Genomic DNA, 23607 nt, shown 5'->3' with positions numbered 1-23607 from the left:
GTTCAGGACGCGCCGCGCTCGTCCGCGTCGTCGTCCACCGACACGCTCCAGCGCTGCCATTCGCTCAACTGGCGCCGGTCCGACTTGGTCGGCCGGCCGTGCTCGATGCTGTGGGCCGGCTCGGCGCTGTAGGGGCGGTTGGCGTTCCAGGCGGCTTGGGCGGAGACGCTCTCGGGCGTTTCCTCGTAGAGCAACTGCGCCACCGGCGCCGGGCCGCGCACCTCGGACAGGCCACGCACCTGCACCACGCGCGGAACCGGGTTCTGGTCGCGGCGCACGCTGATCAGGTCGCCCACCCGCACCAGCCGCGAGGCCTTGGCGAACTGGTCGTTGATCATCACGCGGTTGCGGCCGATCTCGTCGGCCGCCAGGCTGCGGGTCTTGTAGAAGCGCGCGGCCCAGAGCCATTTGTCCAGCCGCACGCCGGCTTGCGCTTCGGCAGGGGGTGCTGATTTGTCGGTTCGGTTCTTCACGCCGCAGATTGTCGCGCGGCATCCTGCAGCGGCAGGTCCACCCGCGCCTCCAGCCCTGTCAATCGTCCGTCTTTGGCGTGCCGGTTGAGCAGGCGGATCTGGCCGCCCAGGCGGGTGCAGACTTCGCGGCAGATGTTGAGGCCCAGACCGCTGCCGGTGCTGGGGTGGCCGGTGTGAAAGGGCTCGAACAGGTGTTCGCGCTGTGCGGCGCTGATGCCCGGGCCGCTGTCGCGGATGGACAGGCGTGCGACCGGGCCGGACTCGGCGGCGGTGACAGGTGCCACCTCGACAGCCACCTCAGCCACCTCCACCGCCAGCGCCGCGCCTTCCGGCGTGGCGCGAATGGCGTTGTGCAGCAGGTTGCGCGTCAGCTCGCGCAGCATCCAGTCGTGGCCGCGCACCCAGGTGGGCGTGTCGGCACGCAGCTCGAAGTCCAGCTCCTTGTCGGCCACCAGCGGCGCCAGGTCGAGCGTGACCTCGCGCACCAGCGCAGCCAGGTCGAGCGTCTGTGCCGGCTGGTCGTGCTGGGCCTGCTCGATCTTGGCCAGCGCCAGCATCTGGTGGGCCAGCCGGGTGGCGCCGTCCACGGTCTGGGCGATTTCGCGCAGCGCCACCTCGGGCGCCACATCACCGCGCCGGGCCGATTGCACCTGGGTCTTGAGCACCGCCAGCGGCGTGCGCAGCTGGTGCGAGGCGTCGCGCACAAAGCGCTTCTGCCGCGCCAGCAGGCCGGCCAGCCGGGCCAGCGCGCCGTTGGTGGCGTCGATCAGCGGCTGCAGCTCGCGCGGCGCCAGTCCGGTGGCAATGGGCGAGAAATCATCGGCGCGGCGTGACTGCAGCGCCGCGCTCAACTCGCGCACCGGCCGCGTGGCGCGCTGCACCACCCACGACACCACCACGCTGATGACGCCCAGCAGCGCGGCCTGGCGCCAGAGCGTGTCCAGCAGCATCTGCCGCGCCAGCGTCTGGCGCAGCTCCAGCGTTTCGGCCACCTGGATGGTGGCCATGCCCTGGCCCGACTGGCCCGCCACCGGCTGCAGCAGCACGGCCACGCGCACCGGCTCGCCCCGGTAGTGGTCGTCGTAGAAATCGACCAGCGCGGCGTAGGGGCTGCGCAGCGGGAGCTTGCCGCGCCAGGTGGGCAGATCCTCGAAGCCCGAGACCATCTCGCCGCCAAAGCCGCTGACCTTGAAGTAGATGCGGCTGCGGTTGTCGGCCTCGAACGCTTCCAGCGCCGAGTAGGGCACGCTGGCGCGCAGCTGCGGCGCCGTGGCCGGGCCGGTCACTTCCAGCAGCTCACCGATGGCCTTGGCCGACGCCAGCAGCGTGCGGTCATAAGCGGTGTCGGCCGAGTGCAGCGCCTGCTGGTAGAGGCTCCAGGTGTTGATGGCCACCAGCAGCCCCACCGGCAACAGAATGCCCAGCAGCAGCCGGCTGCGCATCGACAGCCGGGCCAGCCGGAGCCTGAGCGGCGTCCTCACGATGCCCTCATGGCTGGGGCGCCAGCAGATAGCCCAGGCCGCGCAGCGTCACCAGCCGCGCTTCGGTGGCGGCCAGGCGCTTGCGCAGGCGGTAGGCCACCACCTCGATGGCGTCGGGCTGCACGTCGGTCTCGCCGGCAAAGACCAGCTCGAACAGCCGTTCCTTGGCCACTGCCTGGCCGGGCCGGGCCAGCAGTGCGCGCAGCAGGGCCGACTCGCGCGGCGCCAGCTCCAGCGCCTGGCCCAGGTGGTAGACCGCGCCGCTCTGGCCGTCGGCACGCAGGCCGCAGAAGGCGGGCGCCTCGTCCTGCATGGGCGCCTGGCGGCGGGCCAGTGCGCGCACGCGGGCTTCCAGCTCGTCCAGGTCGAAGGGCTTGGCCAGGTAGTCGTCGGCGCCGGTGTTGAGGCCCAGCACGCGGTCGCCCACCGCGCCGCGCGCGGTCAGGATGATCACGGGCGTGCGCAGGCCTTCGGCGCGGGCGCGGCTGAGCACTTCGAGGCCGTCGAGGCCCGGCAGGCTCAGGTCGAGCAGCACCACGTCGGGCTGGTGGGCGCGCCAGCGGTCCAGCGCGCGGGCGCCGTCGCCGCACAGGGCGACCTGCAGGCCGCGGCGCTCGAACGAGCGCTGCAGCGCCGTCTGCATGGCGGGGTTGTCTTCGATCAGCAGCAGTTTCATGGCAGTTGGGCGATTGGCTTGTGTTTCTTGGCGTTTTCCCTGAGCACTTGGACAGCCGATCGACAGCCAGCGCCCGCACCATACACAGCATTGATTTTGTCGTTGATCCCACAAACCAACCGATCCGGAGACCGCCATGCGTCGCGATACCTTTCTGAAGTCGATGGCCGCCCTGGCCACCGCCGCCGTCTCGGGCGGCCTGCCGCTCAGCGCCCGTGCGGCGGGCAACCTCAAGCTGATGATCCCCGCCAACCCGGGCGGTGGCTGGGACAGCACCGGCCGCGCGCTGGGCCGTGCCCTGCAGGATGCCGGCGTGGCCGACACCGTGGGCTACGACAACAAGGGCGGCGCGGCCGGCGCCATCGGGCTGGCGCAGTTCGTCAACGCCAGCAAGGGCGACCCGAACGCGCTGATGGTGATGGGTGCGGTCATGCTCGGCGGCATCATCACCGGCAAGCCGCCGGTCAACCTGAGCCAGGCCACGCCCATCGCACGCCTGACGAGCGAATACAACGTCTTCGTGCTGCCGGCCGACTCGCCGTTGAAGACCATGAAGGACGTGGTCGAGCAGATGAAGAAAGACCCCGGCAGCGTCAAGTGGGGCGGTGGTTCGCGCGGCTCGACCGAGCACATTGCGGCCGCCATGATCGCGCGTGAAGTGGGCGTCGACCCGGCCCGGATCAACTACGTCGCCTTCCGGGGCGGTGGTGAGGCGATTGCGGCCATCCTGGGCGGCAACGTCACCATCGGCGGCAGCGGCTACAGCGAGTTTGCCGAGTACATCGCCGCCGGCAAGATGCGCGCGATCGGCGTCACCTCCGACACCCGCATCAAGAGCATCCCGGTGCCGACGCTGAAAGAGCAGGGCATCAACGTCGTGATCGGCAACTGGCGCGGCGTCTACGGCGCGCCCGGCATCACCCCCGAGCAGCGCAAGGTGCTGACCGAGATGGTCATCAAGGCCACCAAGAGCAAAGCCTGGGCCGAGTCGCTGGAGAAGAACGGCTGGACCCCGGCGCTGATGAGCGGGCCGGAGTTCGCGCAGTTCGTCGACAACGAGTTCGCCAGCCTGCGCGCGGTGATGGTCAAGTCCGGAATGATCTGATGAAGACACCGCAGACCCTCATCGGCGTGGGCGTGATCGCCACCGGCGCCTTGCTGGTGGCCGGCGCGCTGCAGATCTCGGGCGAGGCCGGCTACGGCGGCGTCGGCCCCAACTTTCTGCCGGGCGTGGTCGCGCTGCTGCTGCTGGTCTGCGGCGCCGGGCTGGTGTGGGAGGCGCGCGCCGGCGGCTTCCGTGACATGGAAGAAGCCTCCGGCGCGGCGCGCGGCGACTGGCACGGCTTTGCCTGGGTGTCGCTCGGCATCCTGGCCAACGCGGGGCTGATCACCACGATCGGCTTCATCCTGAGTTGCACGCTCTGTTTCGTGCTGGCGGTGCGGGGCTTCAAGTCGGCGCAAGGCCGGCTCGACCTGAGCGCGCGCGCCTGGCTGGCCGACAGCGCCATCGGTGTGGCGATTGCCGCGCCGGTGTTCTGGATGTTCACCAAGCTGCTGGCGATCAACTTGCCAGGTCTCACTTCCACGGGTTGGCTCTGATGCTCGACATCCTCAATCAACTGCTCCAGGGCTTTGCCACCGCCGGCACGCCCGTCAACCTGCTGTGGGCGCTGTTCGGCTGCACGCTGGGCACCGCCATCGGCGTGCTGCCCGGCATCGGCCCGGCCACGGCGGTGGCGATGCTGCTGCCGATCACGCTCAAGGTCGAACCGACCGCGTCGATGATCTTCTTCGCCGGCATCTACTACGGCGCGATGTACGGCGGCTCGACCACCTCGATCCTGCTCAACACGCCGGGCGAATCCGGCTCCATGGTCACGGCCATGGAAGGCAACAAGATGGCCAAGAGCGGCCGGGCCGGCGCGGCGCTCGCCACGGCGGCGATCGGCTCCTTCGTGGCCGGCACCATCGCCACCGTGCTGGTGACGTTCTGCGCACCGGTGGTGGCCACCTACGCCATCAAGCTGGGGCCGCCCGAATACTTCATGCTGATGGTGCTGGCCTTCATCACCGTCAGCGCGGTGCTGGGCAAGAGCACGCTGCGCGGGCTGACCGCGCTGGGCATCGGCCTGGCGATGGGGCTGATCGGCATCGACCAGATCTCCGGCCAAGTGCGCTACACGCTGGGCGTGCCCGAGTTGATGGACGGCCTGGAGGTGGTGCTGATCGCCGTCGGCCTGTTCGCCGTGGGCGAGACGCTCTACGCCGTGCTCTACGAGGGCCGCGTGACCGAATCGCAGAACCGCATGAGCCGCGTGCACATGACGCGGCAGGAGTGGCGCCGTTCCTGGCCGGCGTGGCTGCGCGCCACGTTCATCGGCTTTCCGTTCGGCACCATTCCGGCCGGCGGCAGCGAGATCCCCACCTTCCTGAGCTACGCCACCGAGAAGAAGCTCTCCAGGCACAAGGAAGAGTTCGGCACCACCGGAGCCATCGAAGGCGTGGCCGGGCCTGAAGCGGCCAACAACGCCGCCATCACCGCCACGCTGATCCCGCTGCTGACGCTGGGCATCCCGACCAGCAACACCACCGCCATCCTGCTGGGCGCGTTCCAGAACTACGGCATCCAGCCGGGGCCGCAGCTGTTCGACACCAACGCGTCGCTGGTGTGGGCGCTGATCGCGTCGCTCTACATCGGCAACGTCATGCTGCTGGTGCTCAACCTGCCGCTGGTGGGGCTGTGGGTCAAGCTGCTCAAGATCCCGAAGGCGCACCTCTACGCCGGCATCCTGATCTTCGCCACCGTGGGCGTCTACGGCATGCGGCAGTCGGCGTTCGATCTGGTGCTGCTCTACGCCATCGGCCTGCTGGGCGTGGTGATGCGGCGCTATGACTTTCCGACCGCGCCGGTGGTGGTCGGCATGATCCTCGGGCCGCTGGCCGAGGCGCAGATGCGCAACGCGCTGTCCATCGGCGAAGGCCACTGGAGCATCTTCCTGCAACGGCCCATGTCGGTGACGCTGCTGGTCGTGGTGGTGGCGGTGCTGGTGCTGCCGCGGCTGATCAAGCACCTGCAGCGCACGCGCTGAGCCACGGCGCTCAGCCGCCGAGCGGGCCCGCGCCGGGCTCGCGTTCTTTCCCCCGTTCCTCCTTTCCCCTATTTCTCGGGTCCTGACTCCAGGGCCTGGGGGATCCGTGCGCGCCCCTGGGTGCGTCAACCCGATCGGACCTGGCGCGTGATGCCTGGTCGGTCTCGACATTTCAACAACCGGAGACATCCCGAATGAACAAATCCCTGATCACCTTCGCCATCCTGGCTGCTGCAGCCGGTGCTGCCGCTGCGCAGTCGTCGGTCACCGTCTACGGCAAGGTCGACATCGGCGCGCGCAAGGCCGTCGGCTCCAGCAACAATGAAATCGCCACCGGCAGCGATGGCCGGCTCGGTTTCAAGGGAACGGAAGACCTGGGCGGTGGCAACCGTGCCTTCTTCAACCTCGAACATCGCTTCTTCCCGAACAACGGCACGCAGGACGGCACGCAGTTCTGGAAGGGCATCGCCCACGCCGGCTTGAGTGGCGCCTACGGCCAGGTGGCGCTGGGTCGCCAGTATGTGGCGGCGTTTTCGCTGATCCAGAACCAGATCGATCCGTTCGGCGGCGACACGGTGGCGCAGCTGCGCGATGTCGGCTTCCGCGTCGCCAGCATCGCCAAAACCCGCATCGACAGTTCGATCCGCTACGACTTCAGCGCCAATGGCCTGAACGTGGCGCTGTCGGGCGCCGAGGCGGTCACGAACGGCGGTACGGACCGGCCGGTGTCGGTGGCGGCGAACTACAAGGTGGGCGGCCTGTTCGTGGGCGCCGGCTATGAAGATCCGGCCGGCGTGAACGACAACATCATGAGCATCGGCGCGGCCTACACGATGGGTGCGGCAACGCTGTCAGCCGGCTACTCGCGGGGCGACACCAACGCCAACGTGAAGGCCACGGGCTTCATGCTGGGCCTGAACTGGGGCGTTGGCCCGGGCGAGCTGAAGGCGGCGATCGGCACGCAGAAGCAGGGCAGCACGACCACGGCGCAGAAGGTCGGCCTGGGCTACCACTACGCCCTGTCCAAGCGCACGATCATCTACACCGACATCGGCCATGACCGCAAGGCCTTGACCGACAAGACCGGCTACGACCTCGGCATCAAGCACTCGTTCTGATTCAGGCCTTGGCGCCCACGGCCAGCGCCCGCAGGCGCTGGCTTTCCAGCTCGGTCGCGCTGGGCAGGTCGGCCGCGTGCATCGGCCAGCCTTGGGTGTGCTGCTCGACCAGGCCGACCATCGCCCGGATCCACGCCGGGTCGTCGTTCATGCACGGGATGTGCTCGAAGCGCTGGCCACCCGCCGTCAGGAAGGCGTGCTTGCCCTCCATGGCGATTTCTTCCAGCGTCTCCAGGCAGTCGGCCGGGAAGCCGGGGCAGAAGACCTGCACGTGCTTGACGCCCTGCTTGGCGAGCTTTTCCAGCGTCGGCTCGGTGTAGGGCTCCAGCCACTTGGCCTTGCCGAAGCGGCTCTGGAAGCTCAGGCTCATCTGCTCAGGCGTCAGCCCCAGGCGCTCGCGCAGCAGGCGTGCGGTCTTGTAGCAGTGGCAGTGGTAGAGGTCGCCCAGGTGCAGCGTGCGCTCGGGCACGCCGTGGAAGCTCAGCAGCACGTGGTCGGCGCGGCCTTCGCGCTGCCAGAACGCCTGCAGGCGCTGCGCCAGCGCGTCGATGTAGCCGGCGTCGTCGTGGTACTGCTTGACGAAGCGCAGCTCGGGCAGGTTGCGGCAGGTGCGGCTCCAGTCCTGCACCGAGTCGTAGACGCTTGCCGTGGTCGTGCCCGAATACTGCGGGTAGAGCGGCAGGATCAGGATGCGTTCGCAGCCCGCCTGCTTCAACGCGTCCAGCCCGCTGGCGATCGACGGCTGGCCGTAGGTCATGGCGGGCATCACCATCGCCTGCAGGCCGCGCTCGCCCAGGTAGCCCTGCAGCATCGTGGCCTGCTTTCGGGTCCACACCGCCAGCGGCGAGCCCTCGGGCGTCCAGATGCTGGCGTACTTGGCGGCCGATTTCTTGGGCCGAAAGCGCAGGATGATGCCGTGCAGGATCGGCAACCAGACTGCGCGCGGAATCTCCACCACGCGCGGGTCCGACAGGAACTGCGCCAGGTAGCGGCGCACCGCTGGCGCGGTGGGCGCATCCGGCGTGCCGAGGTTGACGAGCAGCACGCCGGTGCGCGCTGGCTGGCCGTGGCGGAAGGTGGGTTCGGGTGCAAATTTCATGGCGCGCGCATTCTCTCCCAGCCGACCTTGCCCCCAAGGTGGGCGGCCATTTGGCGCGACACTCCGCGCCATGACTGCCTCCACCCTCCAAGCCCTGACGCTCGATCTCGACGACACGCTCTGGCCCGTCGGCCCGGTGATCGTCAACGCCGAACGTGTCCTTAACGACTGGCTGCTGGCGCACGCGCCCGCCACCTCGGCCCGCTACCCGCTCGACACCATGCGCCGCCTGCGCACCCAGATCGGCCAGCAGCGCCCGGACCTGGCACACGACCTGACCGAACTCCGTCTGCTCAGCCTGCGCCAAGCCTTGACCGATTCAGGCGACGACCCGGCGCTGGCCGAACCGGCGTTCGAGTGCTTCTTCGCCGAGCGCCAGCGCGTCACCTTCTACGCCGACGTCGCACCCGCCCTCGACCGCCTCGCCGCCCGCTGGCCCCTGCTGGCGCTGAGCAACGGCAACGCTGAACTCGAAGCCACGGGCCTGTCCCGCTGGTTCGTCGGCTCCGTCAACGCCCGCAGCTGCGGCGTGGCCAAGCCCGATGCGCGCATCTTCCAGGCCGCCTGCGCCCGGCTGGGCTGTGAGCCGGGGCAGGTGCTGCACATTGGTGACGACCATGGGTTGGATATCGTGGGGGCGCGGAATGCGGGGTTGCATACGGCGTGGGTGCGGCGGGAGGGGGCGTCAGAGCAGCCGGCGTTCGAGGGTGACGGGCTGCATTTGCGGGTGAGGGATTTGGGGGAGTTGGCGGGGGTGTTGGGGGTTTGAGGAAAGTAGTTCGGTGTGACTGCGTACGAGTTATCTTGGCAGTCATATTAATTATTGTCGATTAATTAACGGTGTTGAGCTTGTAACTGCTTTCGACCCGGAGCGGTTCAAACAGAGCGCGAATTCAGCGCCCGGAAGCTGCCGCTCAACGCCCAAACTCAGCCGAAGCGGAGGCGTAGCGGTCGGCTGGAGTGCCTTGTTAGCCAACTACCCCACCAAGGCTGCAAAGATTGCCTTGCCAAGGCTTGAAACGACAGCACCAATGGCCGCATAAAGCGCCTTACGTTGCCAAGAATTTGCTTTTTCAAATGACTCTCTGAGCTTGCCGATTTCCTCTGTTTGCTTCGATACTGTCTCGCTAAGAGTTTCAATTGCTTTATTGTGATTTTGGAACTCAGACGCTTTTTGCGAAAGCTGCTGCGCTGCCAATGCCTTTGTTGACTCGCCGATGCGAACAAAGAAACCTTCGCTTGAGCCAATTAGCGCAGAAGATTTTTGAACCGTAATGAGGCCAACACATTTGTCACCAATGTTGACGACTTTAAAATCCGCTTTTACATCGCCAGTAACCCTTTGAATTGACCGCTGGTAAGCGCGCTCAAATTGTTCGGGTTGTATGCCAACCACAATGTTTGGTTCTTTTATACCAACTAATATGGAACCGCCTTCGGCGTTCGCGAATGCGGAAATAAGGCGAGCCAATATTTCCGGGGTCGTAACCCGTTCTTTGAATTCGACTGTTTGGCTTTCGCCGGCTGCGATGAGATTGGAAATATCGTGGGACATATTTTCTTGTTGGCTAACGTGTTATAGACGACACCACACTGTCGCCTAACACGGCAACTGTCGTCCTAATCGAGTGCGCCTGACGTGGCCGATGTGCTTGTCGCATCTGACCTCCCTCCCTGTTGACTGTGCATTCATACAGTACTAAATTTGCAGTCAAAAGCGGCGTTTGCTTACGATTCTGTCAGCAGTGCACCGCCCTGCCAAGGGAGGCAACCATGGCGTTTTCGCGACAAGCTCAGGCGCCCGGACGTGCGGCCCTGCGCCCCGTGGATCCAGCGGTGGGGCTGCCGCCCTTGAAGTCCGTTCGTCTGCTGGACCAGTTGCGAGAGCGCATCCGGCTGCTGCACTACAGCTTGCGCACCGAAGAAGCCTACGTGTACTGGGCGCGGGCCTACATTCGCTTCCACGGCCTGCGGCACCCGGCCGAGATGGGCAAGGCAGAGGTGGAGGGTTTCTTGACGCACTTGGCAGTAGAAAAGGGTTTGTCTGCCTCGACCCATCGGCAGGCTCTGTCTGCGCTGATCTTTCTCTACGACAAGGTGTTGGGCCTGCAACTGCCGTGGCTGGCCGAGATTGGCCGACCGGTGCCGGTGCGGCGCCTGCCGGTGGTGTTGTCGCGCGACGAGGTAGCCGCTGTGCTGGACGGTTTGCAGGGCGTGCACCGGGTGCTGGCGCGACTGCTGTATGGCACGGGCATGCGCATCACCGAAGGCCTGCAACTTCGGGTCAAGGACGTCGACTTTACCCACCGCGCGCTGATAGTGCGCGAGGGCAAGGGTGGCAAGGATGATGCTGCCTGCCCGGTGAAGGCTCTCACAGCGGACTTGCGTGACCGTCAGCTCATGGCCGATAGCACTCATCCTCACAACCTCAATACTCCCCGGCACCCCGGATACCCCAAACACCCCCAAAACTCCCGCCCCGCATTCGCGCCTTGCTTGGCAACACGCTTGGTCATCGCACCATCGCATTTCGGGCAGACCGGAGCCATCGCCCGGGCAGTAACGGGCGCAGGGGGTGGTGTGACGCTGGCTTGGCGGCCCGACTGAATCAGGCCTTTCAAGGCTGGGCCATCGACGAGCATGATGTTTCGGCCCTGCGCAAACGCGTGCGCGTCAGCGGTGAACTGGCCGGAGGTGACGACAAAACCGCCCGCTGCGCCACGCGCGGCCATGACGCCGTACAACTGGCGCACCACGTCGACGCTGACTTTCAGCGCCTTCCATTGCTTGCACTGGACCAGAAAGGTTTCGCTGCCTTTCTTGAGCACAACGTCTACCCCACCATCCGGCCCGCCGCCACCGGTTTCGGTGACGCGGTAGCCCTGCTGGCGGTAGGCGGCGGCGACGAGTTGCTCGAACTCGCGCCAGCTCATGCCGTTGAGCGCCTCGACGTGGCGGCTGGCTTGCACGTCGCGCACCAAGGCTTGCCCGCGGCGGCGTTTCCAGGCGGACAGGCCAGCGCCGGCCAGGCAGATCAGCGGGACGAGGTACTGTGCGAACAGGGCAACGGACGCGATGGCGACCTTGACGATCGGCCCGACCATCTGGCCCGGCGTCGGGATGGGCATGTCGACCGGCGTCGCCAACCGATGCAGCAGCAGGTAGCTCACCCCCGCCAGCCCCACACCCACCCACCACGGCAGGCGCGCAACAAGGCTCATCCACTCTTCAGCCGCAGTGGTGCGACGTTTTCTTGCCATGAAGGCTCCCCCTGATGAGATCCCCGTGGACTGGCGTTGCAGCACTCTGCGGTGCGGCTGGGCGCCTGGGGATCGAAGCGGCAGATGCTATCGAATCGGGTTGCTGTTTCCAGCGGGTTTTTGCGGATTCGACTCAGCGTTTCATCTGGTCACAAACGCAGCGCGGCCCGCAGAACACCGGCTGGGCTGCCGGGTTCTGCGGGCCGCGAGTGAGAGCCGGTGAGGTCAGTCGGCTTTGCGCACCCGCACCTTCGATGCCGCCAGCTTGGCCCGCTCCCGCGCCACGTCGATCGACTCGGCGTGCGCCAGCGCCACGCCCATGCGGCGTTTGACGAAGCTTTCGGGCTTGCCGAACAGGCGCAGGTCGGTGCCGGGCACGGACAGGGCGTCGGCCACGCCGTCGAAGATGACGGCTTGCGCGTCCACGCCGCCGTAGATCACCGCGCTGGCGCCGGCGCTCTTGAGGGTGGTGTCGACCGGCAGGCCGAGGATGGCGCGGGCGTGCAGCTCGAATTCGCTCTGCCATTGGGTGGCCAGCGTGACGAGACCGGTGTCGTGCGGGCGCGGGCTGACTTCGCTGAACCAGACCTGATCGCCCTTGACGAACAGCTCGACGCCGAACAAGCCCAGCCCTTGCAGGTTGTCGGTCACGGCCTTGGAGATGGTGCGGGCGCGCTCCAGGGCGGCCGGCTGCATGGGCTGGGGCTGCCAGCTCTCGACGTAGTCGCCGCCGACCTGCACGTGGCCGATGGGGTCGCAGAAGTGGGTCTGCACGCTGCCATCGGTGCCGACGGCGCGCACGGTGAGCTGGGTGATTTCGTAGTCGAAGTCGATGAAGCCTTCGACGATGACGCGGCCCTTGGCGACGCGGCCGCCCGCCATGGCGTAGTCCCAGGCGTGCTGGACGTCGGCGGCGCTGTCGATCTTGCTCTGGCCTTTGCCGGAGCTGCTCATCACCGGCTTGACGATGCAGGGGTAGCCTATTGCCGTTGCGCCATCTGCGCCGTCAATGGCGGCCTGCAACTCGGCCAGCGAATCGCAGAAGCGGTAGGGGCTGGTGGGTAGGCCCAGCGTCTCGGCGGCCAGGCGGCGGATGCCTTCGCGATCCATGGTCAGGCGGGCGGCACGGGCGGTGGGGATGCAGCGGATCTGGCCCTCGGCCTCCATCGCCTCCAGCACCGCGGTGGCGATGGCCTCGATCTCGGGCACGACCAGGTCGGGCTTTTCGGCCTCGATCAGCGCGCGCAGCTGCGCCGGGTCGCTCATGGTGATGGTGCGGGCGTGGTGGGCGACCTGCTGGCCGGGGGCGTTGTCGTAGCGGTCGACCGCGAGGGTCTCGACGCCCAGGCGCTGCAGGGCGATCAGCACCTCTTTGCCGAGTTCACCGCTGCCGAGCAGCATCACGCGCGTCGCCACCGGCGACAAAGGGGTAGCAAGAGCTTTCATGCGGGTCTGGAGCCTGAAGAAAAAGAAAGGGTTTAGGTGAGCGGCTGCGGCTCGGTCTCGTCGAAGCGCAGCACCTCGAAGCTCACTGTGGGCGCGTCCGCCACCAGCGGCGACACGCCCAGCGAGATCACGCCGCGGCCGTGCAGCGTGCAGGCGCTGCGGCGCAGGCTGACCACGGCCGGCTGCACGCCAAAGCGCACATAAGTGCCGTTGGAGCTGAGGTCGGTGAGCTGGAAGTTGCCGCCGTGCCATTCGATGCGCGCATGCATGCGCGAGACGCGGCTGTCGTCGAGGCAGTAGCCCGCCTCCTGGCTGCGGCCCAGCATGACGGGCAGGTTGCGCATCGTGTGCACGCGTGGCACGCCGCAGAGCGTGATCTTGATGCCGTCCGGCACGGCAGTGGGCAGGCCGTCGCCGAACATGGTGGACATGGCGTCCGGGCCGTGGCGTGACTCCAGATGCCAGACCTCGACCGGTTCCATGCGGCCGCGCAGGTGCAGCTTGTCGAGCCGGCGGAAGTGCTCGCGCAGGTGGCGTGGCAAGGGCTCCAGGGTTTCGATGGTGAGCAGGGTTTCGCTGTCGCCGGCGTGATCCAGCAGCCGTGCGGCCACGTTGACGGCGTCACCGAAGCAGTCGCTGCCGACTTCGATCAACTCGCCATGCACCATCGCCACCTGCACGCGCAGGGACTGGGCGCGCAGCCCGAACAGGTTGACCAGCGTGCGCCCGAACGACTCCTGCACCTCTTCGGCAGCGCGCACGGCGGGCGAAGGGTCGGTGAAGACGGCCATCAGGCCATCGCCCAGGGTCTTGATGACGCGGCCACCGTGAGCCTCGATCACCCGGCCCAGCATGGCGACGCTCTGGGTGACCAGGGATGCGGCGTCGGCGTTGCCCAGGCTCTCATAGAGGGAGGTGCTGCCGCGCAGATCGGCGAACAAGACGGTACGAATCACGGACTGCGACATGGTCTTGATTCTAGTGGCGCCACCGTGACATCCTGCACGATGTGTTCCAGCGGTTCCGGGCGCGCTGAAACGACAAAGCCCGGACGAGCCGGGCCTTGTTGTCAGTGCAGATCAGACCCGGAAATCACGCCGGGCCGGCGCTGCATCAGAGGTTGTCCAGATAGGTGCGCAGCTTGTCCGAACGGCTCGGGTGCTTGAGCTTGCGGATCGCCTTGGCCTCGATCTGGCGGATGCGCTCGCGCGTCACGTCGAACTGCTTGCCGACTTCTTCGAGCGTGTGGTCGGTGCTCATCTCGATGCCGAAACGCATGCGCAGCACCTTGGCTTCGCGCGGCGTCAGGCTGTCGAGGATGTCGCGCACCACGTCGCGCAGGCCCGACTGCATCGCGGCCTCGATCGGCGCGGTGTTGTTGGTGTCCTCGATGAAGTCGCCCAGGTGCGAGTCGTCGTCGTCGCCGATCGGCGTCTCCATCGAGATCGGCTCCTTGGCGATCTTCATGATCTTGCGGATCTTGTCCTCGGGCATTTCCATCTTTTCGGCCAGCGAGGGCGCATCGGGCTCGAAGCCGAACTCCTGCAAATGCTGGCGCGACAGGCGGTTCATCTTGTTGATCGTCTCGATCATGTGCACCGGGATGCGGATAGTGCGGGCCTGGTCGGCAATGCTCCTCGTGATGGCCTGGCGGATCCACCACGTGGCGTAGGTCGAGAACTTGTAGCCGCGGCGGTATTCGAACTTGTCGACCGCCTTCATCAGGCCGATGTTGCCTTCCTGGATCAGGTCGAGGAACTGCAGGCCGCGGTTGGTGTACTTCTTGGCGATCGAGATCACCAGGCGCAGGTTGGCCTCGATCATCTCGCGCTTGGCTTCGCGCGAGTTGGCCTCGCCCTCGTTCATGCGCTTGTTGATGGCCTTGAGGTCATCGATGGGCACCACGGCGCGGGTCTGCAGGTCGATCAGCTTCTGCTGCAGTTCCTGAATGGCGGGCAGGTTGCGGCCCATGATGGCGCTGTAGGACTTGCCGGCGGCGATCTCGCCTTCGGCCCAGGCCAGGTTCAGGATGTTGGGCGGGAAGACCTTGATGAACTGCTCTTGCGGCATGCCGCACTTGTCGACCACGATCTTGCGCAGTTCACGCTCGTAGCGGCGCACGTCATCGACCTGCGAGCGCAGCAGCGCGCACAGCTTCTCGATGGTCTTGACCGTGAAGCGGATCGTCATCAGCTGGGCGCTGATGGCGCTCTGCGCCTTGTTGTAGGCGGGCGACTTGTAGCCGTCTTTCTCAAGCGCGGCGCGCATCTTGTCGAAGTCCAGCTGCAGTGCGGCGAACTTGACCAGCGCGTGGTTCTTCAGTTCTTCGAGTTTCTTGGTCAGCGCCTTGGAGCCGCCGTTGCCGTCGTCATCGTCGTCTTCGTCGAACTCGTCGAAGTCTTCTTCGGCGACGTAGTCGTCGGCCTCGGATTCGGACACGAAGCCGTCCACCACGGCCGAGATCTGGTCTTCGCCGGCACGGATGCGGGCGGCCATGGTCAGTGCTTCGGCGATGGTGGCGGGCGATGCCGAGATCGCCAGCATCATGGCCTGCAGGCCGCCTTCGATGCGCTTGGCGATCTCGATTTCGCCTTCGCGCGTCAGCAGCTCGACCGTGCCCATTTCACGCATGTACATGCGGACCGGGTCGGTGGTGCGGCCGAACTCGGAGTCGACCGTCGAGAGCGCCGCTTCGGCCTCTTCTTCGGCTTCTTCCTCGGTCGCGGTGCTGGTGTTGTTGCCCGAAATCAGCAGCGTGGCGGCGTCGGGCGCCTGCTCGTAGACCGCGATGCCCATGTCGTTGAGCATCGAGATGATGGCCTCGAGGATCTCGGCCTCGACCAGCTTCTCGGGCAGGTGGTCGTTGATTTCCTGGTGCGTCAGGAAACCGCGCGTCTTGCCCATCTTGATCAGGGTCTTTAGCTCGGTGCGGCGCTTGTTGACCTCTTCGTCAGTCAGCGCGGTCTCGTCGAGGCCGAACTCGCGCATCAGCGCGCGCTCCTTGGCGCGGCTGACCTTCATGCGCAGCGGCTTGGCCTTGGGCGTGACTTCCTCGCTGACGGCCACACCCACTTCGGCTTCTGCTTCGACTTCTGCCTCGGGCTCGCCTTCGAGCTCGGCTTCGATGTCGGCGAAGTCCTCGTCGCTGTCCAGGCCCGGCTTCTTGGCCTCGGCCTTGACCGGCTCGGCTGCCGCCTTGGGCTTGCGACCGCGCTTGGCGCCGCCGCCTTCTTCACCGGTCTTGACCGCCTTGGCGTTCTTGCGCGGCGGCTTGGCCACGGCAGCGACAACGCTGGACTCTTGATCGACTTCAGGGGCTTGCGCGGCAGCGCTCTTCTTCGCGTTCATGCGATTCCTCGGCAGGTGTACTCGGCGGAAATGGGGCGGTCGGCCTGAAAAACAAGCTGTTTTTCAAGGCAGGCAAGTTCGCGTGAACATTTGGGGGTGCAGTGTTGGCGGAATTGGCCGGAGGTGGGTGCCCGTTTCGCGGGTGGCCGGGGGGCTCAAGCACTGCTGTCACTCTTGCCGTTTCTAAGACAGCCGAGGATTATACCTTTTTACGCTCAGAGCCGACCCAGAAAGCGCATGGCGTCGGTGCGGTCCCCGGCGCTGCGGATCTGCGAGATGACGTGCGGCAGGTCCTCGGGCAGCGGCTCGATGCCCGATTCGGCGGCATCCACCAGCGCAATCGCGGTCGTGCCCCAGTCGAACGCCAGCAGCGTTTCGCGCAGTGCCGGCCACGGCACGGTGTCGTGCTCGGTGTGCAGCTGGTCCAGGTGCCGGAACAGTTCGCCGTGCCATCCTGGCAGCTGGCAGAGTAGGTCGTGGTCAGCGCCTGACAGCGTGGTCCACCACTCACTGCGCTGCAGCAGCAGCCAGGCGGCGCGGTCCTCGGGGCGGCGCGCGGCTGGGCGCTGGCCTTGCGGGATGCGCGGTTCCTCGCGATTCCAGCGCTTCGAGCCCTTGCCAAAGCTGCCGGGCTGCCATTCGCCACTCTTGCGGTAGCCGGATTGCGGCGACTGCATCGGTGATTGCATGGGGGACTGCATCGGCGCTTGCGATGACTTCGCGCCCGATGCCGCGCTCGCCTGTGCCGTGCCCCAGCGCACCGCCAGATCGGTCGATGCGATCTGCGACAGCTGTGCAAACTCATTGACCATCTGCAGCCGCAGCACGCCCTCGGGCAGCGCGCGCCACAGCGGCTCAGCCTGGGCGATGAACTTGGCACGGCCTTCCGGGCTGGCCAGGTCGCAGTCCTGGCTGGCCACCTGCATCATCTGGCGTGACAGCGGCAGTGCCTCGGCAATGCAGCGCTCAAACGCCTCGGCGCCCTCGGCACGCACGAACGAGTCCGGATCGTGCTCGGCCGGCAGGAACAGGAAGCGGAAGCTGCGCGTGTCGGTCGCGAACGGCAGCACCGCCTCCATCGCCCGCGTGGCGGCCCGGCGGCCCGCCTTGTCGCCATCGAAGCTGAAGACGATCTGGTCGGTGTGCCGCACCAGCTTCTGGATGTGCTCGCCGGTGCAGGCAGTGCCGAGCGTGGCCACCGCCTGGCCGAAGCCGAGCTGCGCCAGCGCGACCACGTCCATATAGCCTTCGGTCACCAGCGCGTGGCCGCGTTCGCGGATGGCCATGCGCGCCTCGTACAGGCCGTACAGCTCGCGGCCCTTGACGAACACCGGCGTCTCGGGCGAGTTGAGGTACTTGGGCTCGCCCTGGTCCAGCACGCGCCCGCCGAAGCCGATCACCTCGCCCTTGGGGTTGCGGATCGGGAACATGATGCGGTCGCGGAAGCGGTCGTGCCGGCGCGCTTCCTCGCCTTCGCGCACCTCTTTCGGGTCTTGCAGGATCACCAGGCCGGACTCGACCAGCTGCGGGTCGTCGTAATGCGCAAACGCGCTCGCCAGTGCGTGCCAGCCGGCCGGCGCATAGCCCAGGCCGAAGCGGGCAGCGATCTCGCCGGTCAGGCCGCGGCGCTTGAGGTAGTCGATCGCCTTCGGGCTGGTCTTGAGCTGCGCGCGGTAGTGCTGCGTGGCGCGCGCCAGCACGTCGGTCAGGCTGATCTGCTGGGCGCGGGCCTGCGCGGCGCGTTCGCGCTGCTCGGGGCTGGTGTCTTCCTCGGGCACCACCATGCCGAATTCCTGCGCCAGGTCCTTGACCGCCTCGACGAAGTTCATGCCGCTGGTTTCCATCAGGAAGCCGATGGCGTTGCCGTTGGCGCCGCAGCCGAAGCAGTGATAGAACTGCTTGGTGGCGCTGACCGTGAAGCTCGGGCTTTTTTCGGCGTGGAAGGGGCACAGGCCGCTGTAGTTGGCGCCGGTTTTCTTGAGTTGGACTTGCCGGCCCACCACTTCGACGATGTCGACGCGGGCGATCAAATCCTGGATAAAGCCTTGGGGTATCACCCGCGAAAGTCTAGCCGGCTTGAGTCGATCAGCCCGTCAATCACCCCGCACGACACCTTCGCGGCGCGGGTCCGCGCCACCAAACCAGCCCTGTGGCGTGCGCTGAATTGCCTGCAGGCCACTGGTCATGGGAATCTCGATCACCTCGTGGCCGCGCTCGCGCAGCGCTTGCAGCGTGGCGGCGGGAAAGCGCTTTTCCTCCAGCAGGGTCGGGCCGTTGAGCGAGCCGAAATTGGGCAGGTTGATGGCTGCTTGCGCGTCCAGCCCCCAGCCGAGCGTGGCCAGCAGCGTCTTGGCGGTGAAGTGAATGATCAGCGCGCCACCGGGCGAGCCCGCGCTCATCAGCAACTGGCCGCTGGCGCGGTCGAACACCAGCGTCGGGCTCATGCTGGAGCGCGGGCGCTTGCCAGGCTGCACGCGGTTGGCGATCGGTTTTCCAGCCGCATCGGCAGGCGTGAAAGAAAAATCGGTCAGCTCGTTGTTGAGCAGAAAGCCGCCCTCCAGCCCCGTGCCGCCGTCGACCAGCAGCCTTGCGCCGAACTGGTCTTCGATGGTGCTGGTCATGGCCACCGCGCGGCCCTGCGCATCGACGATCGAGATGTGCGACGTGCCGTATTCCGGCTGGTCCGGCTGCGGCGCCCACGCCTGCTGCATCCCGGCCGGCTTGCCGGGCCGGGCGATGTCCATGGACTGCGCGCCGATCAGCGTGGCGCGCTGGTCCAGATAGGCCGCATCCAGCAGGCTAGCCCAGCGCCCGCCCGGCGCGCTGACGAAGTCCGGGTCCGCCACGTACTGCGCGCGGTCGGCGAAGGCCAGCCGGGCGGCCTCGGTGTAGCGGTGCAGGAAGTCGGCGCTCGGCAGGCCGTTCTCCAGCGCGGGGCGGTCTGGTGTCGTGCGCTCCAGCAGGCCCAGCATCTGTGCCATCGCCAGGTGGCCTGACGACGGCGGCGGAAAGCCGCACAGCCGGTAGATGCGCCAGTCGCTGCACAGCGCCTCGCGCTGCAGTGGGCGGTAGCCGGCCAGATCGGCTTCGCTCAGCCGGCCCGGGTTGCTGGCGTGGCCGCGCACTGCGGTGACGATGCTGCGCGCCACCGCGCCCTCATGCAGCGCCGCGCTGCCTTGTGCCGCCATCTGGCGCAGCACCGCCGCCAGCGCCGGGTTGCGCAGTTGCGTGCCGATGGGTTTGGGGCTGCCGTCGGGTTGGTAAAAGTAGCGCGCCGCCGCCGCGTTCTTGCGCAAATGCGCATCACCCGCCAGCAGGCCGTGCAGGCGCGGGCTGATCGCAAATCCCTGTTCCGCCAGCGCAATCGCCGGCTCGAACAGCTGTGCCCACGGCAGCCGGCCCTGTTGCCGATGCGCCAACTCCAGCATGCGCAGCGTGCCTGGCACGCCCACGGCGCGGCCCCCGACGATGGCGTCGGCAAACGCCATCGGCCGGCCGTCGGGCGTCAGGAACAGCCGTTCATCGGCGGCAGCGGGCGCGGTCTCGCGGCCGTCATAGGCCTGCAGCGTGGTGCCATCCCAGTGCAGCAGAAACGCGCCGCCGCCGAGGCCGCTGGACTGCGGCTCGACCAGCGTCAGCACCATCTGTACCGCGATGGCGGCGTCCACCGCCGAGCCACCGGCCCGGATGATCTGGTCGCCGGCCTCCGTCGCCAGCGGGTTGGCGGCGGCCACCGCAAAGCGCCGCGTGTGCCAGCCTGGCTTGGCGCTGCTGCCGGTGGCCGCTTCCGGGTTGACGCCGGGCGATGTGACCGGCGCCTGCGCGCACGCCGCCAGCAGCGCCAGCCCGATCAGCGCCAGCAATGCACGTAGACCCGCACGCAAGCCCGTCCGCATGCTTCAGCGCGGCGCGAGGCGGATGGCGCCGTCGAGGCGGATCACCTCGCCGTTGAGCATCTCGTTGGTGACGATCTGCTGCACCAGCTTGGCGTAGTCGGCGGGCGTGCCGAGGCGGCTGGGGAAGGGCACGCCGGCGGCGAGCGCGTCCTGCACCTCCTGCGGCATGCCGAACAGCATCGGCGTGCCGAAGATGCCCGGCGCAATCGTCATGCAGCGGATGCCGTTGCGCGCCAAATCACGCGCAATCGGCAGCGTCATGCCGACGATGCCGCCCTTGCTGGCCGCATAAGCCGCCTGGCCGATCTGGCCGTCGTAGGCGGCCACGCTGGCGGTGTTGATGAGCACGCCGCGCTCGCCGGTGGCTTCGGGCTCGTTGCGGCACATCGCCTCGGCCGCCAGGCGGATCATGTTGAAGCTGCCGATCAGGTTGACCGTCACGGTCTTGCTGAACAGGTCGAGCGCGTGCGCACCATCCTTGCCCACCGTCTTGGCCGCCGGCGCGATGCCGGCGCAGTTGACCAGCCCCATCAGCTTGCCCAGCGAGGTGGCGCGGGCGACCGCCGTGCGGCCGTCGTCCTCAGAGGCGACGTTGCAGCGCACGAAGGCGCCGCCGATCTCGGCCGCCACCTGCTCGCCGCGCTCGGCCTGCAGGTCGGCAATCACGACCGTGGCGCCTTCCCGCGCCAGCATGCGGGCCGTGCCTTCGCCCAGCCCGGAGGCCGCGCCCGTGACGATGAAAACCTTGCCTGCGATGTCCATGAGATAGCCTTGAGTTTTTGATTGCCGTTGACGTAAACGTCAGATTGAGACGACAAAAAAGCCGCTGGAGCGTGGCTCAAGCGGCTTTTGAGACGGTGCGGGCGGTAATCAGCCCAGCGCAGCCAAAGCCCGCGCGGTGATTTCTTCCACCGAGCCCATGCCGCTGATCTTGGCGTAGCGCGGCGCAGCGGTGTCCCCCGTGGCCGACCAGCCAGCGTAGTAGTCCACCAGCGGGCGGGTCTGGCTCTGGTAGACCTCCAGGCGCTTGCGCACGGTTTCTTCCTTGTCGTCGTCGCGCTGCACCAGCGCTTCGCCGGTCACGTCGTCCTGACCGTCGACCTTGGGCGGGTTGAACTTGACGTGGTAAGTGCGGCCCGAGGCGGGGTGCGAGCGGCGGCCGCTCATGCGCTCGATGATGGCCTCGCTGGGCACGTCGATCTCCAGCACCAGATCGAGATTGACGCCCGCCGCCTTCATCGCGTCAGCCTGCGGAATCGTGCGCGGGAAACCGTCGAACAGGAAACCGTTGGCGCAGTCCGCCTGCGCGATGCGTTCCTTGACCAGGCCGATGATGATGTCGTCGCTCACCAGCGCACCGGCATCCATCACCTTCTTGGCAGCCAGGCCCATGGGCGAGCCCGCCTTGACGGCCGCGCGCAGCATGTCGCCGGTCGAGATTTGCGGAATGCCGTACTTCTGGCAGATGAAGGCCGCTTGCGTGCCTTTGCCGGCGCCAGGTGCGCCCAACAGGATCAGTCTCATGAAGCTCCTCGGTTTCTCTTCTTTTCAGAATAACACGCGACTCCTGAGATCAAGCTGACGCCAGCTCACGCACGAAGCACACCGATGCGGCAGGTTTTCCCTAGGATGACAGCAACTAGACCGGCGGTTGGCGTCGCCGTTGTGTCACATCGGTGCACTTCAGGCGAAGTGGCGGCGCACGCGCTCCAGATCTTCAGGCGTGTCCACGCCGGGGCCGGGGCGCACGGCGCTCACGTGCACGGCGATGCGCTCGCCGTGCCACAGCACGCGCAGTTGTTCCAGCGACTCGATCTGCTCCAGCGGACTGGCCTGCAACGTCGGGAAACGGCGCAGAAAACCGGCGCTGTAGCCGTAGATGCCGATGTGGCGCAGCGGCGCCGGGTCGGGCAACTGGTGCACGCCGGCGCGGTAGCCGTCGCGCCACCACGGCAGCGGCGCGCGTGAAAAGTACAGCGCGCGGCCCAGGGCGTCGGTCACGACCTTGACGACGTTCGGGTTGGTGTATTCCTCGACCGAGTCGATGGCGTGCGCGGCAGTGCTCATGACGCAATCGTCGCGTGCACCCAACAGTTCGGCGCAGGCGTCGATCAGGCTCGGCTCGATCAGCGGCTCGTCGCCCTGCACGTTGACGACGATGTCGCGCCCGTCCAGTCCGAGTTGCATGCAGGCCTCGGCCAGGCGGTCGCTGCCGGTCGGGTGGTTGGCGGCGGTCAGCACGGCGCGCACGCCGTGGGCGGCGCAGGCCTGGGCGATCTCGGTGCTGTCGGTGGCCACCACCACGGCGCTGGCGCAGCTGAGCGCGCAGCGCTGCGCCACGCGCACCACCATCGGGGCGCCGCCCAGATCGGCCAGCGGCTTGTTCGGCAGGCGGGTCGACGCCAGCCGCGCCGGGATCAGCACGGTGAAGCTCATGGCAAGGTCGGCGCGCTCAGAGCGGCTGGCACGGCGTCGATCACGCGGGCCTCGCCTTCGAGCATCACCGCGATGCCGTCGCGTATCGGGAAGGCCAGCCGGTCGGCCGGGCAGATCAATTCGTGCGTGGCATGGTCGTGTCCGAGCGGGCCTTTGCAGACCGGGCAAACCAGCAGTTCCATCAAGCGTGTGTCCATGGGGCGGAATCCTAACTGCTGCGCCGCGGCTCCAGCCGGTGCAGGGTGGCGAGCCGCGCCAGCACGGCGGCGATGAAGTCGGGCGGTAGTTCGAACTCCAGCGGCGCAACCCAGACGCGCAGGCCGGGCCGCTCGCGCGCCATGCGCTCGGGGTCGAGCTTGATGGCGTCCTTCTCGGTCACGATCAGCTCGTCCAGATCGGCTGGCCAGGGCAGGGTGCGGAAGTCATGGTGGTCGGGCAGTGGCAGCGGCTGCACCGTCAGCCCCGCGGCACGCAGGCCATCAAAAAAGCGCTGCGGCTGACCGATGCCGGCGCTGGCGGCCACCGGGCGTGCTCGTTTCGAGCCGGCCAGACGGCTGCGTACCGATTCCAGCGCCTCCAGCGTGGCCGGCGTGCCGTTCCACCAGGCGGCCAGTGTCACCAACCCGGCCAGATGCCGCTGCGCGCAGGCGCCGGGCAGGGCGGTGCTGGGCGCGGGGGCGTTGTAGAGCACCAGCTGCGGTGCGGCGGCGGGCGCGTTGATCGGCTCGCGCAGTGGGCCGGCGGGCAGCAGCCAGCCGTTGCCTGCGCCGCGTTCGTCGAACACCACCAGTTCCAGATCGCGCTGCAGGCGCAGGTGCTGCAGGCCGTCGTCGCAGATCAGCACGTCGACGCCGGGGTGGGCGGCAATCAGTGCCCGCGCCACCGCAACGCGGTCGCGCCCGACCCAGACCGGCACGCCGGTGCGGCGCTGCAGCAGCAGCGGCTCGTCGCCGGACTCGATCGCGCTGGAGTCGGCCCGCACCGCGCGCGGCGCACTGCTGCTGGCGCCATGGCCGCGCGAGACGATGGCCGGCTGCCAGCCGCCCGCCTGCAGCGCCTTGACGAGCGCCAGCGTGGTTGGCGTCTTGCCCGCGCCGCCGACGATGCGGTTGCCCACCACCACCACCGGCACCGGCAGGCGCTCGCTGCGCAGCCAGCCACGCCGGTAAAGCCCGCGCCGGGAGGCCACGAGCAGGCGCATCAGTCCCGACAGCGGCCGCAGCAGCCATTGCAGCGGGCCGCCGCGCGTCCAGGCGGCTTCGATGTGTTGGGCGAGCGTCAAAAG

General features: G+C 67.5%; 21 protein-coding genes and 1 pseudogene. 6 read left to right on the top strand and 16 right to left on the bottom strand.

Annotated features, from left to right (window positions below):
• Window positions 1–2: 2 nt before the first annotated feature.
• The 3 genes from AC5IG3_RS16520 to AC5IG3_RS16510 are packed head-to-tail and all read right to left on the bottom strand — an operon-like array spanning window position 3 to window position 2630.
• A complete protein-coding gene (locus AC5IG3_RS16520; protein WP_491907378.1) occupies window positions 3–473 on the bottom strand; it encodes an RNA-binding S4 domain-containing protein in 471 nt (156 codons plus the stop codon).
• Complete coding sequence (locus tag AC5IG3_RS16515) at window positions 470–1915, bottom strand: sensor histidine kinase (RefSeq protein ID WP_491907593.1); 1446 nt, start codon at window positions 1913–1915, stop codon at window positions 470–472. Before AC5IG3_RS16515 ends, AC5IG3_RS16520 begins: the two co-directional genes overlap by 4 nt.
• Window positions 1916–1961: 46 nt before the next feature.
• Window positions 1962–2630 (bottom strand): response regulator transcription factor, encoded by a 669-nt coding sequence (locus AC5IG3_RS16510; protein ID WP_491907377.1) that lies wholly within the window; start codon window positions 2628–2630, stop codon window positions 1962–1964.
• A gap of 136 nt (window positions 2631–2766) precedes the next feature.
• Here AC5IG3_RS16510 and AC5IG3_RS16505 point away from each other — a divergent pair, with 136 nt between their 5' ends.
• From AC5IG3_RS16505 to AC5IG3_RS16490, 4 genes are all read left to right on the top strand, one after another.
• Window positions 2767–3735 (top strand): Bug family tripartite tricarboxylate transporter substrate binding protein, encoded by a 969-nt coding sequence (locus AC5IG3_RS16505; protein ID WP_491907376.1) that lies wholly within the window; start codon window positions 2767–2769, stop codon window positions 3733–3735.
• Window positions 3735–4229, top strand: coding sequence for a tripartite tricarboxylate transporter TctB family protein (locus AC5IG3_RS16500; protein WP_491907375.1), 495 nt, complete (start codon window positions 3735–3737; stop codon window positions 4227–4229). The genes AC5IG3_RS16505 and AC5IG3_RS16500 overlap by 1 nt, the downstream gene beginning before the upstream one ends.
• Entirely contained in the window at window positions 4229–5719 is a 1491-nt protein-coding gene (locus tag AC5IG3_RS16495) for a tripartite tricarboxylate transporter permease (RefSeq protein ID WP_491907374.1), read from the top strand. Before AC5IG3_RS16500 ends, AC5IG3_RS16495 begins: the two co-directional genes overlap by 1 nt.
• Window positions 5720–5913: 194 nt before the next feature.
• Complete coding sequence (locus tag AC5IG3_RS16490; RefSeq protein WP_491907373.1) at window positions 5914–6837, top strand: porin; 924 nt, start codon at window positions 5914–5916, stop codon at window positions 6835–6837.
• Between the two features lies 1 nt (window position 6838).
• Here the strand turns inward: AC5IG3_RS16490 and hemH are convergent, their stop codons facing one another.
• Entirely contained in the window at window positions 6839–7936 is a 1098-nt protein-coding gene (gene hemH / locus AC5IG3_RS16485) for a ferrochelatase (RefSeq protein WP_491907372.1), read from the bottom strand.
• A 70-nt stretch (window positions 7937–8006) separates the two neighbouring features.
• Here hemH and AC5IG3_RS16480 point away from each other — a divergent pair, with 70 nt between their 5' ends.
• Entirely contained in the window at window positions 8007–8705 is a 699-nt protein-coding gene (locus AC5IG3_RS16480; RefSeq protein WP_491907371.1) for an HAD family hydrolase, read from the top strand.
• Window positions 8706–8912: 207 nt separating this feature from the next.
• Here the strand turns inward: AC5IG3_RS16480 and AC5IG3_RS16475 are convergent, their stop codons facing one another.
• Window positions 8913–9491 (bottom strand): AlbA family DNA-binding domain-containing protein, encoded by a 579-nt coding sequence (locus AC5IG3_RS16475; RefSeq protein ID WP_491907370.1) that lies wholly within the window; start codon window positions 9489–9491, stop codon window positions 8913–8915.
• A 218-nt stretch (window positions 9492–9709) separates the two neighbouring features.
• Here AC5IG3_RS16475 and AC5IG3_RS16470 point away from each other — a divergent pair.
• Window positions 9710–10231, top strand: a pseudogene (locus AC5IG3_RS16470) (phage integrase N-terminal SAM-like domain-containing protein); the annotation flags it as partial.
• A 125-nt stretch (window positions 10232–10356) separates the two neighbouring features.
• Here AC5IG3_RS16470 and AC5IG3_RS16465 read toward each other — a convergent pair.
• From AC5IG3_RS16465 to lpxK, 11 genes are all read right to left on the bottom strand, one after another.
• Complete coding sequence (locus AC5IG3_RS16465; protein WP_491907369.1) at window positions 10357–11196, bottom strand: restriction endonuclease; 840 nt, start codon at window positions 11194–11196, stop codon at window positions 10357–10359.
• 225 nt (window positions 11197–11421) lie between these two features.
• Window positions 11422–12642 (bottom strand): formate-dependent phosphoribosylglycinamide formyltransferase, encoded by a 1221-nt coding sequence (gene purT, locus AC5IG3_RS16460; protein WP_491907368.1) that lies wholly within the window; start codon window positions 12640–12642, stop codon window positions 11422–11424.
• A gap of 32 nt (window positions 12643–12674) precedes the next feature.
• Window positions 12675–13610: an FHA domain-containing protein gene (locus tag AC5IG3_RS16455; RefSeq protein WP_491907367.1), complete on the bottom strand. Its 936-nt coding sequence runs from the start codon at window positions 13608–13610 to the stop codon at window positions 12675–12677.
• A gap of 145 nt (window positions 13611–13755) precedes the next feature.
• Complete coding sequence (gene rpoD / locus AC5IG3_RS16450; protein WP_491907366.1) at window positions 13756–15990, bottom strand: RNA polymerase sigma factor RpoD; 2235 nt, start codon at window positions 15988–15990, stop codon at window positions 13756–13758.
• Window positions 15991–16205: 215 nt separating this feature from the next.
• Window positions 16206–18047: a DNA primase gene (gene dnaG, locus AC5IG3_RS16445; protein WP_491907365.1), complete on the bottom strand. Its 1842-nt coding sequence runs from the start codon at window positions 18045–18047 to the stop codon at window positions 16206–16208.
• Between the two features lie 36 nt (window positions 18048–18083).
• Entirely contained in the window at window positions 18084–19886 is a 1803-nt protein-coding gene (locus AC5IG3_RS16440) for a gamma-glutamyltransferase family protein (RefSeq protein WP_491907364.1), read from the bottom strand.
• Window positions 19887–19889: 3 nt separating this feature from the next.
• Window positions 19890–20648, bottom strand: a complete 759-nt coding sequence (locus AC5IG3_RS16435) for a 3-hydroxyacyl-CoA dehydrogenase (protein ID WP_491907363.1) — start codon at window positions 20646–20648, stop codon at window positions 19890–19892.
• 108 nt (window positions 20649–20756) lie between these two features.
• Window positions 20757–21410, bottom strand: coding sequence for an adenylate kinase (adk, locus tag AC5IG3_RS16430; RefSeq protein ID WP_491907362.1), 654 nt, complete (start codon window positions 21408–21410; stop codon window positions 20757–20759).
• Window positions 21411–21569: 159 nt separating this feature from the next.
• Window positions 21570–22322, bottom strand: coding sequence for a 3-deoxy-manno-octulosonate cytidylyltransferase (gene kdsB / locus AC5IG3_RS16425; RefSeq protein WP_491907361.1), 753 nt, complete (start codon window positions 22320–22322; stop codon window positions 21570–21572).
• The gene (locus AC5IG3_RS16420; protein ID WP_491907360.1) at window positions 22319–22519 is read right to left on the bottom strand and encodes a Trm112 family protein; all 201 of its coding nucleotides are present in this window, start codon (window positions 22517–22519) and stop codon (window positions 22319–22321) included. The genes kdsB and AC5IG3_RS16420 overlap by 4 nt, the downstream gene beginning before the upstream one ends.
• An 11-nt stretch (window positions 22520–22530) precedes the next feature.
• Window positions 22531–23604, bottom strand: a complete 1074-nt coding sequence (lpxK, locus tag AC5IG3_RS16415; protein ID WP_491907359.1) for a tetraacyldisaccharide 4'-kinase — start codon at window positions 23602–23604, stop codon at window positions 22531–22533.
• Window positions 23605–23607 lie beyond the last annotated feature (3 nt).

The sequence above is a fragment of the Leptothrix sp. (in: b-proteobacteria) genome (genome assembly GCF_965250675.1).
GTDB lineage: Bacteria > Pseudomonadota > Gammaproteobacteria > Burkholderiales > Burkholderiaceae_C > Sphaerotilus.
The sequence above is the reverse complement of the archived record's forward strand: the minus strand, read 5'-3'. Positions and strand labels throughout refer to the sequence as shown.

Excerpts from the sequence above, each read along its gene's own strand:
- AC5IG3_RS16510 (WP_491907377.1), bottom strand. The coding sequence starts at position 2,630 with ATGAAACTGCTGCTGATCGAAGACAACCCCGCCATGCAGACGGCGCTG.
- AC5IG3_RS16505 (WP_491907376.1), top strand. The coding sequence starts at position 2,767 with ATGCGTCGCGATACCTTTCTGAAGTCGATGGCCGCCCTGGCCACCGCC.
- adk (WP_491907362.1), bottom strand. The coding sequence starts at position 21,410 with ATGAGACTGATCCTGTTGGGCGCACCTGGCGCCGGCAAAGGCACGCAA.
- rpoD (WP_491907366.1), bottom strand. The coding sequence starts at position 15,990 with ATGAACGCGAAGAAGAGCGCTGCCGCGCAAGCCCCTGAAGTCGATCAA.
- AC5IG3_RS16500 (WP_491907375.1), top strand. The coding sequence starts at position 3,735 with ATGAAGACACCGCAGACCCTCATCGGCGTGGGCGTGATCGCCACCGGC.
- AC5IG3_RS16455 (WP_491907367.1), bottom strand. The coding sequence starts at position 13,610 with ATGTCGCAGTCCGTGATTCGTACCGTCTTGTTCGCCGATCTGCGCGGC.
- AC5IG3_RS16490 (WP_491907373.1), top strand. The coding sequence starts at position 5,914 with ATGAACAAATCCCTGATCACCTTCGCCATCCTGGCTGCTGCAGCCGGT.
- AC5IG3_RS16465 (WP_491907369.1), bottom strand. The coding sequence starts at position 11,196 with ATGGCAAGAAAACGTCGCACCACTGCGGCTGAAGAGTGGATGAGCCTT.
- AC5IG3_RS16435 (WP_491907363.1), bottom strand. The coding sequence starts at position 20,648 with ATGGACATCGCAGGCAAGGTTTTCATCGTCACGGGCGCGGCCTCCGGG.
- AC5IG3_RS16480 (WP_491907371.1), top strand. The coding sequence starts at position 8,007 with ATGACTGCCTCCACCCTCCAAGCCCTGACGCTCGATCTCGACGACACG.
- kdsB (WP_491907361.1), bottom strand. The coding sequence starts at position 22,322 with ATGAGCTTCACCGTGCTGATCCCGGCGCGGCTGGCGTCGACCCGCCTG.
- AC5IG3_RS16420 (WP_491907360.1), bottom strand. The coding sequence starts at position 22,519 with ATGGACACACGCTTGATGGAACTGCTGGTTTGCCCGGTCTGCAAAGGC.
- AC5IG3_RS16440 (WP_491907364.1), bottom strand. The coding sequence starts at position 19,886 with ATGCGGACGGGCTTGCGTGCGGGTCTACGTGCATTGCTGGCGCTGATC.
- AC5IG3_RS16495 (WP_491907374.1), top strand. The coding sequence starts at position 4,229 with ATGCTCGACATCCTCAATCAACTGCTCCAGGGCTTTGCCACCGCCGGC.
- hemH (WP_491907372.1), bottom strand. The coding sequence starts at position 7,936 with ATGAAATTTGCACCCGAACCCACCTTCCGCCACGGCCAGCCAGCGCGC.
- AC5IG3_RS16515 (WP_491907593.1), bottom strand. The coding sequence starts at position 1,915 with ATGCGCAGCCGGCTGCTGCTGGGCATTCTGTTGCCGGTGGGGCTGCTG.
- purT (WP_491907368.1), bottom strand. The coding sequence starts at position 12,642 with ATGAAAGCTCTTGCTACCCCTTTGTCGCCGGTGGCGACGCGCGTGATG.
- AC5IG3_RS16475 (WP_491907370.1), bottom strand. The coding sequence starts at position 9,491 with ATGTCCCACGATATTTCCAATCTCATCGCAGCCGGCGAAAGCCAAACA.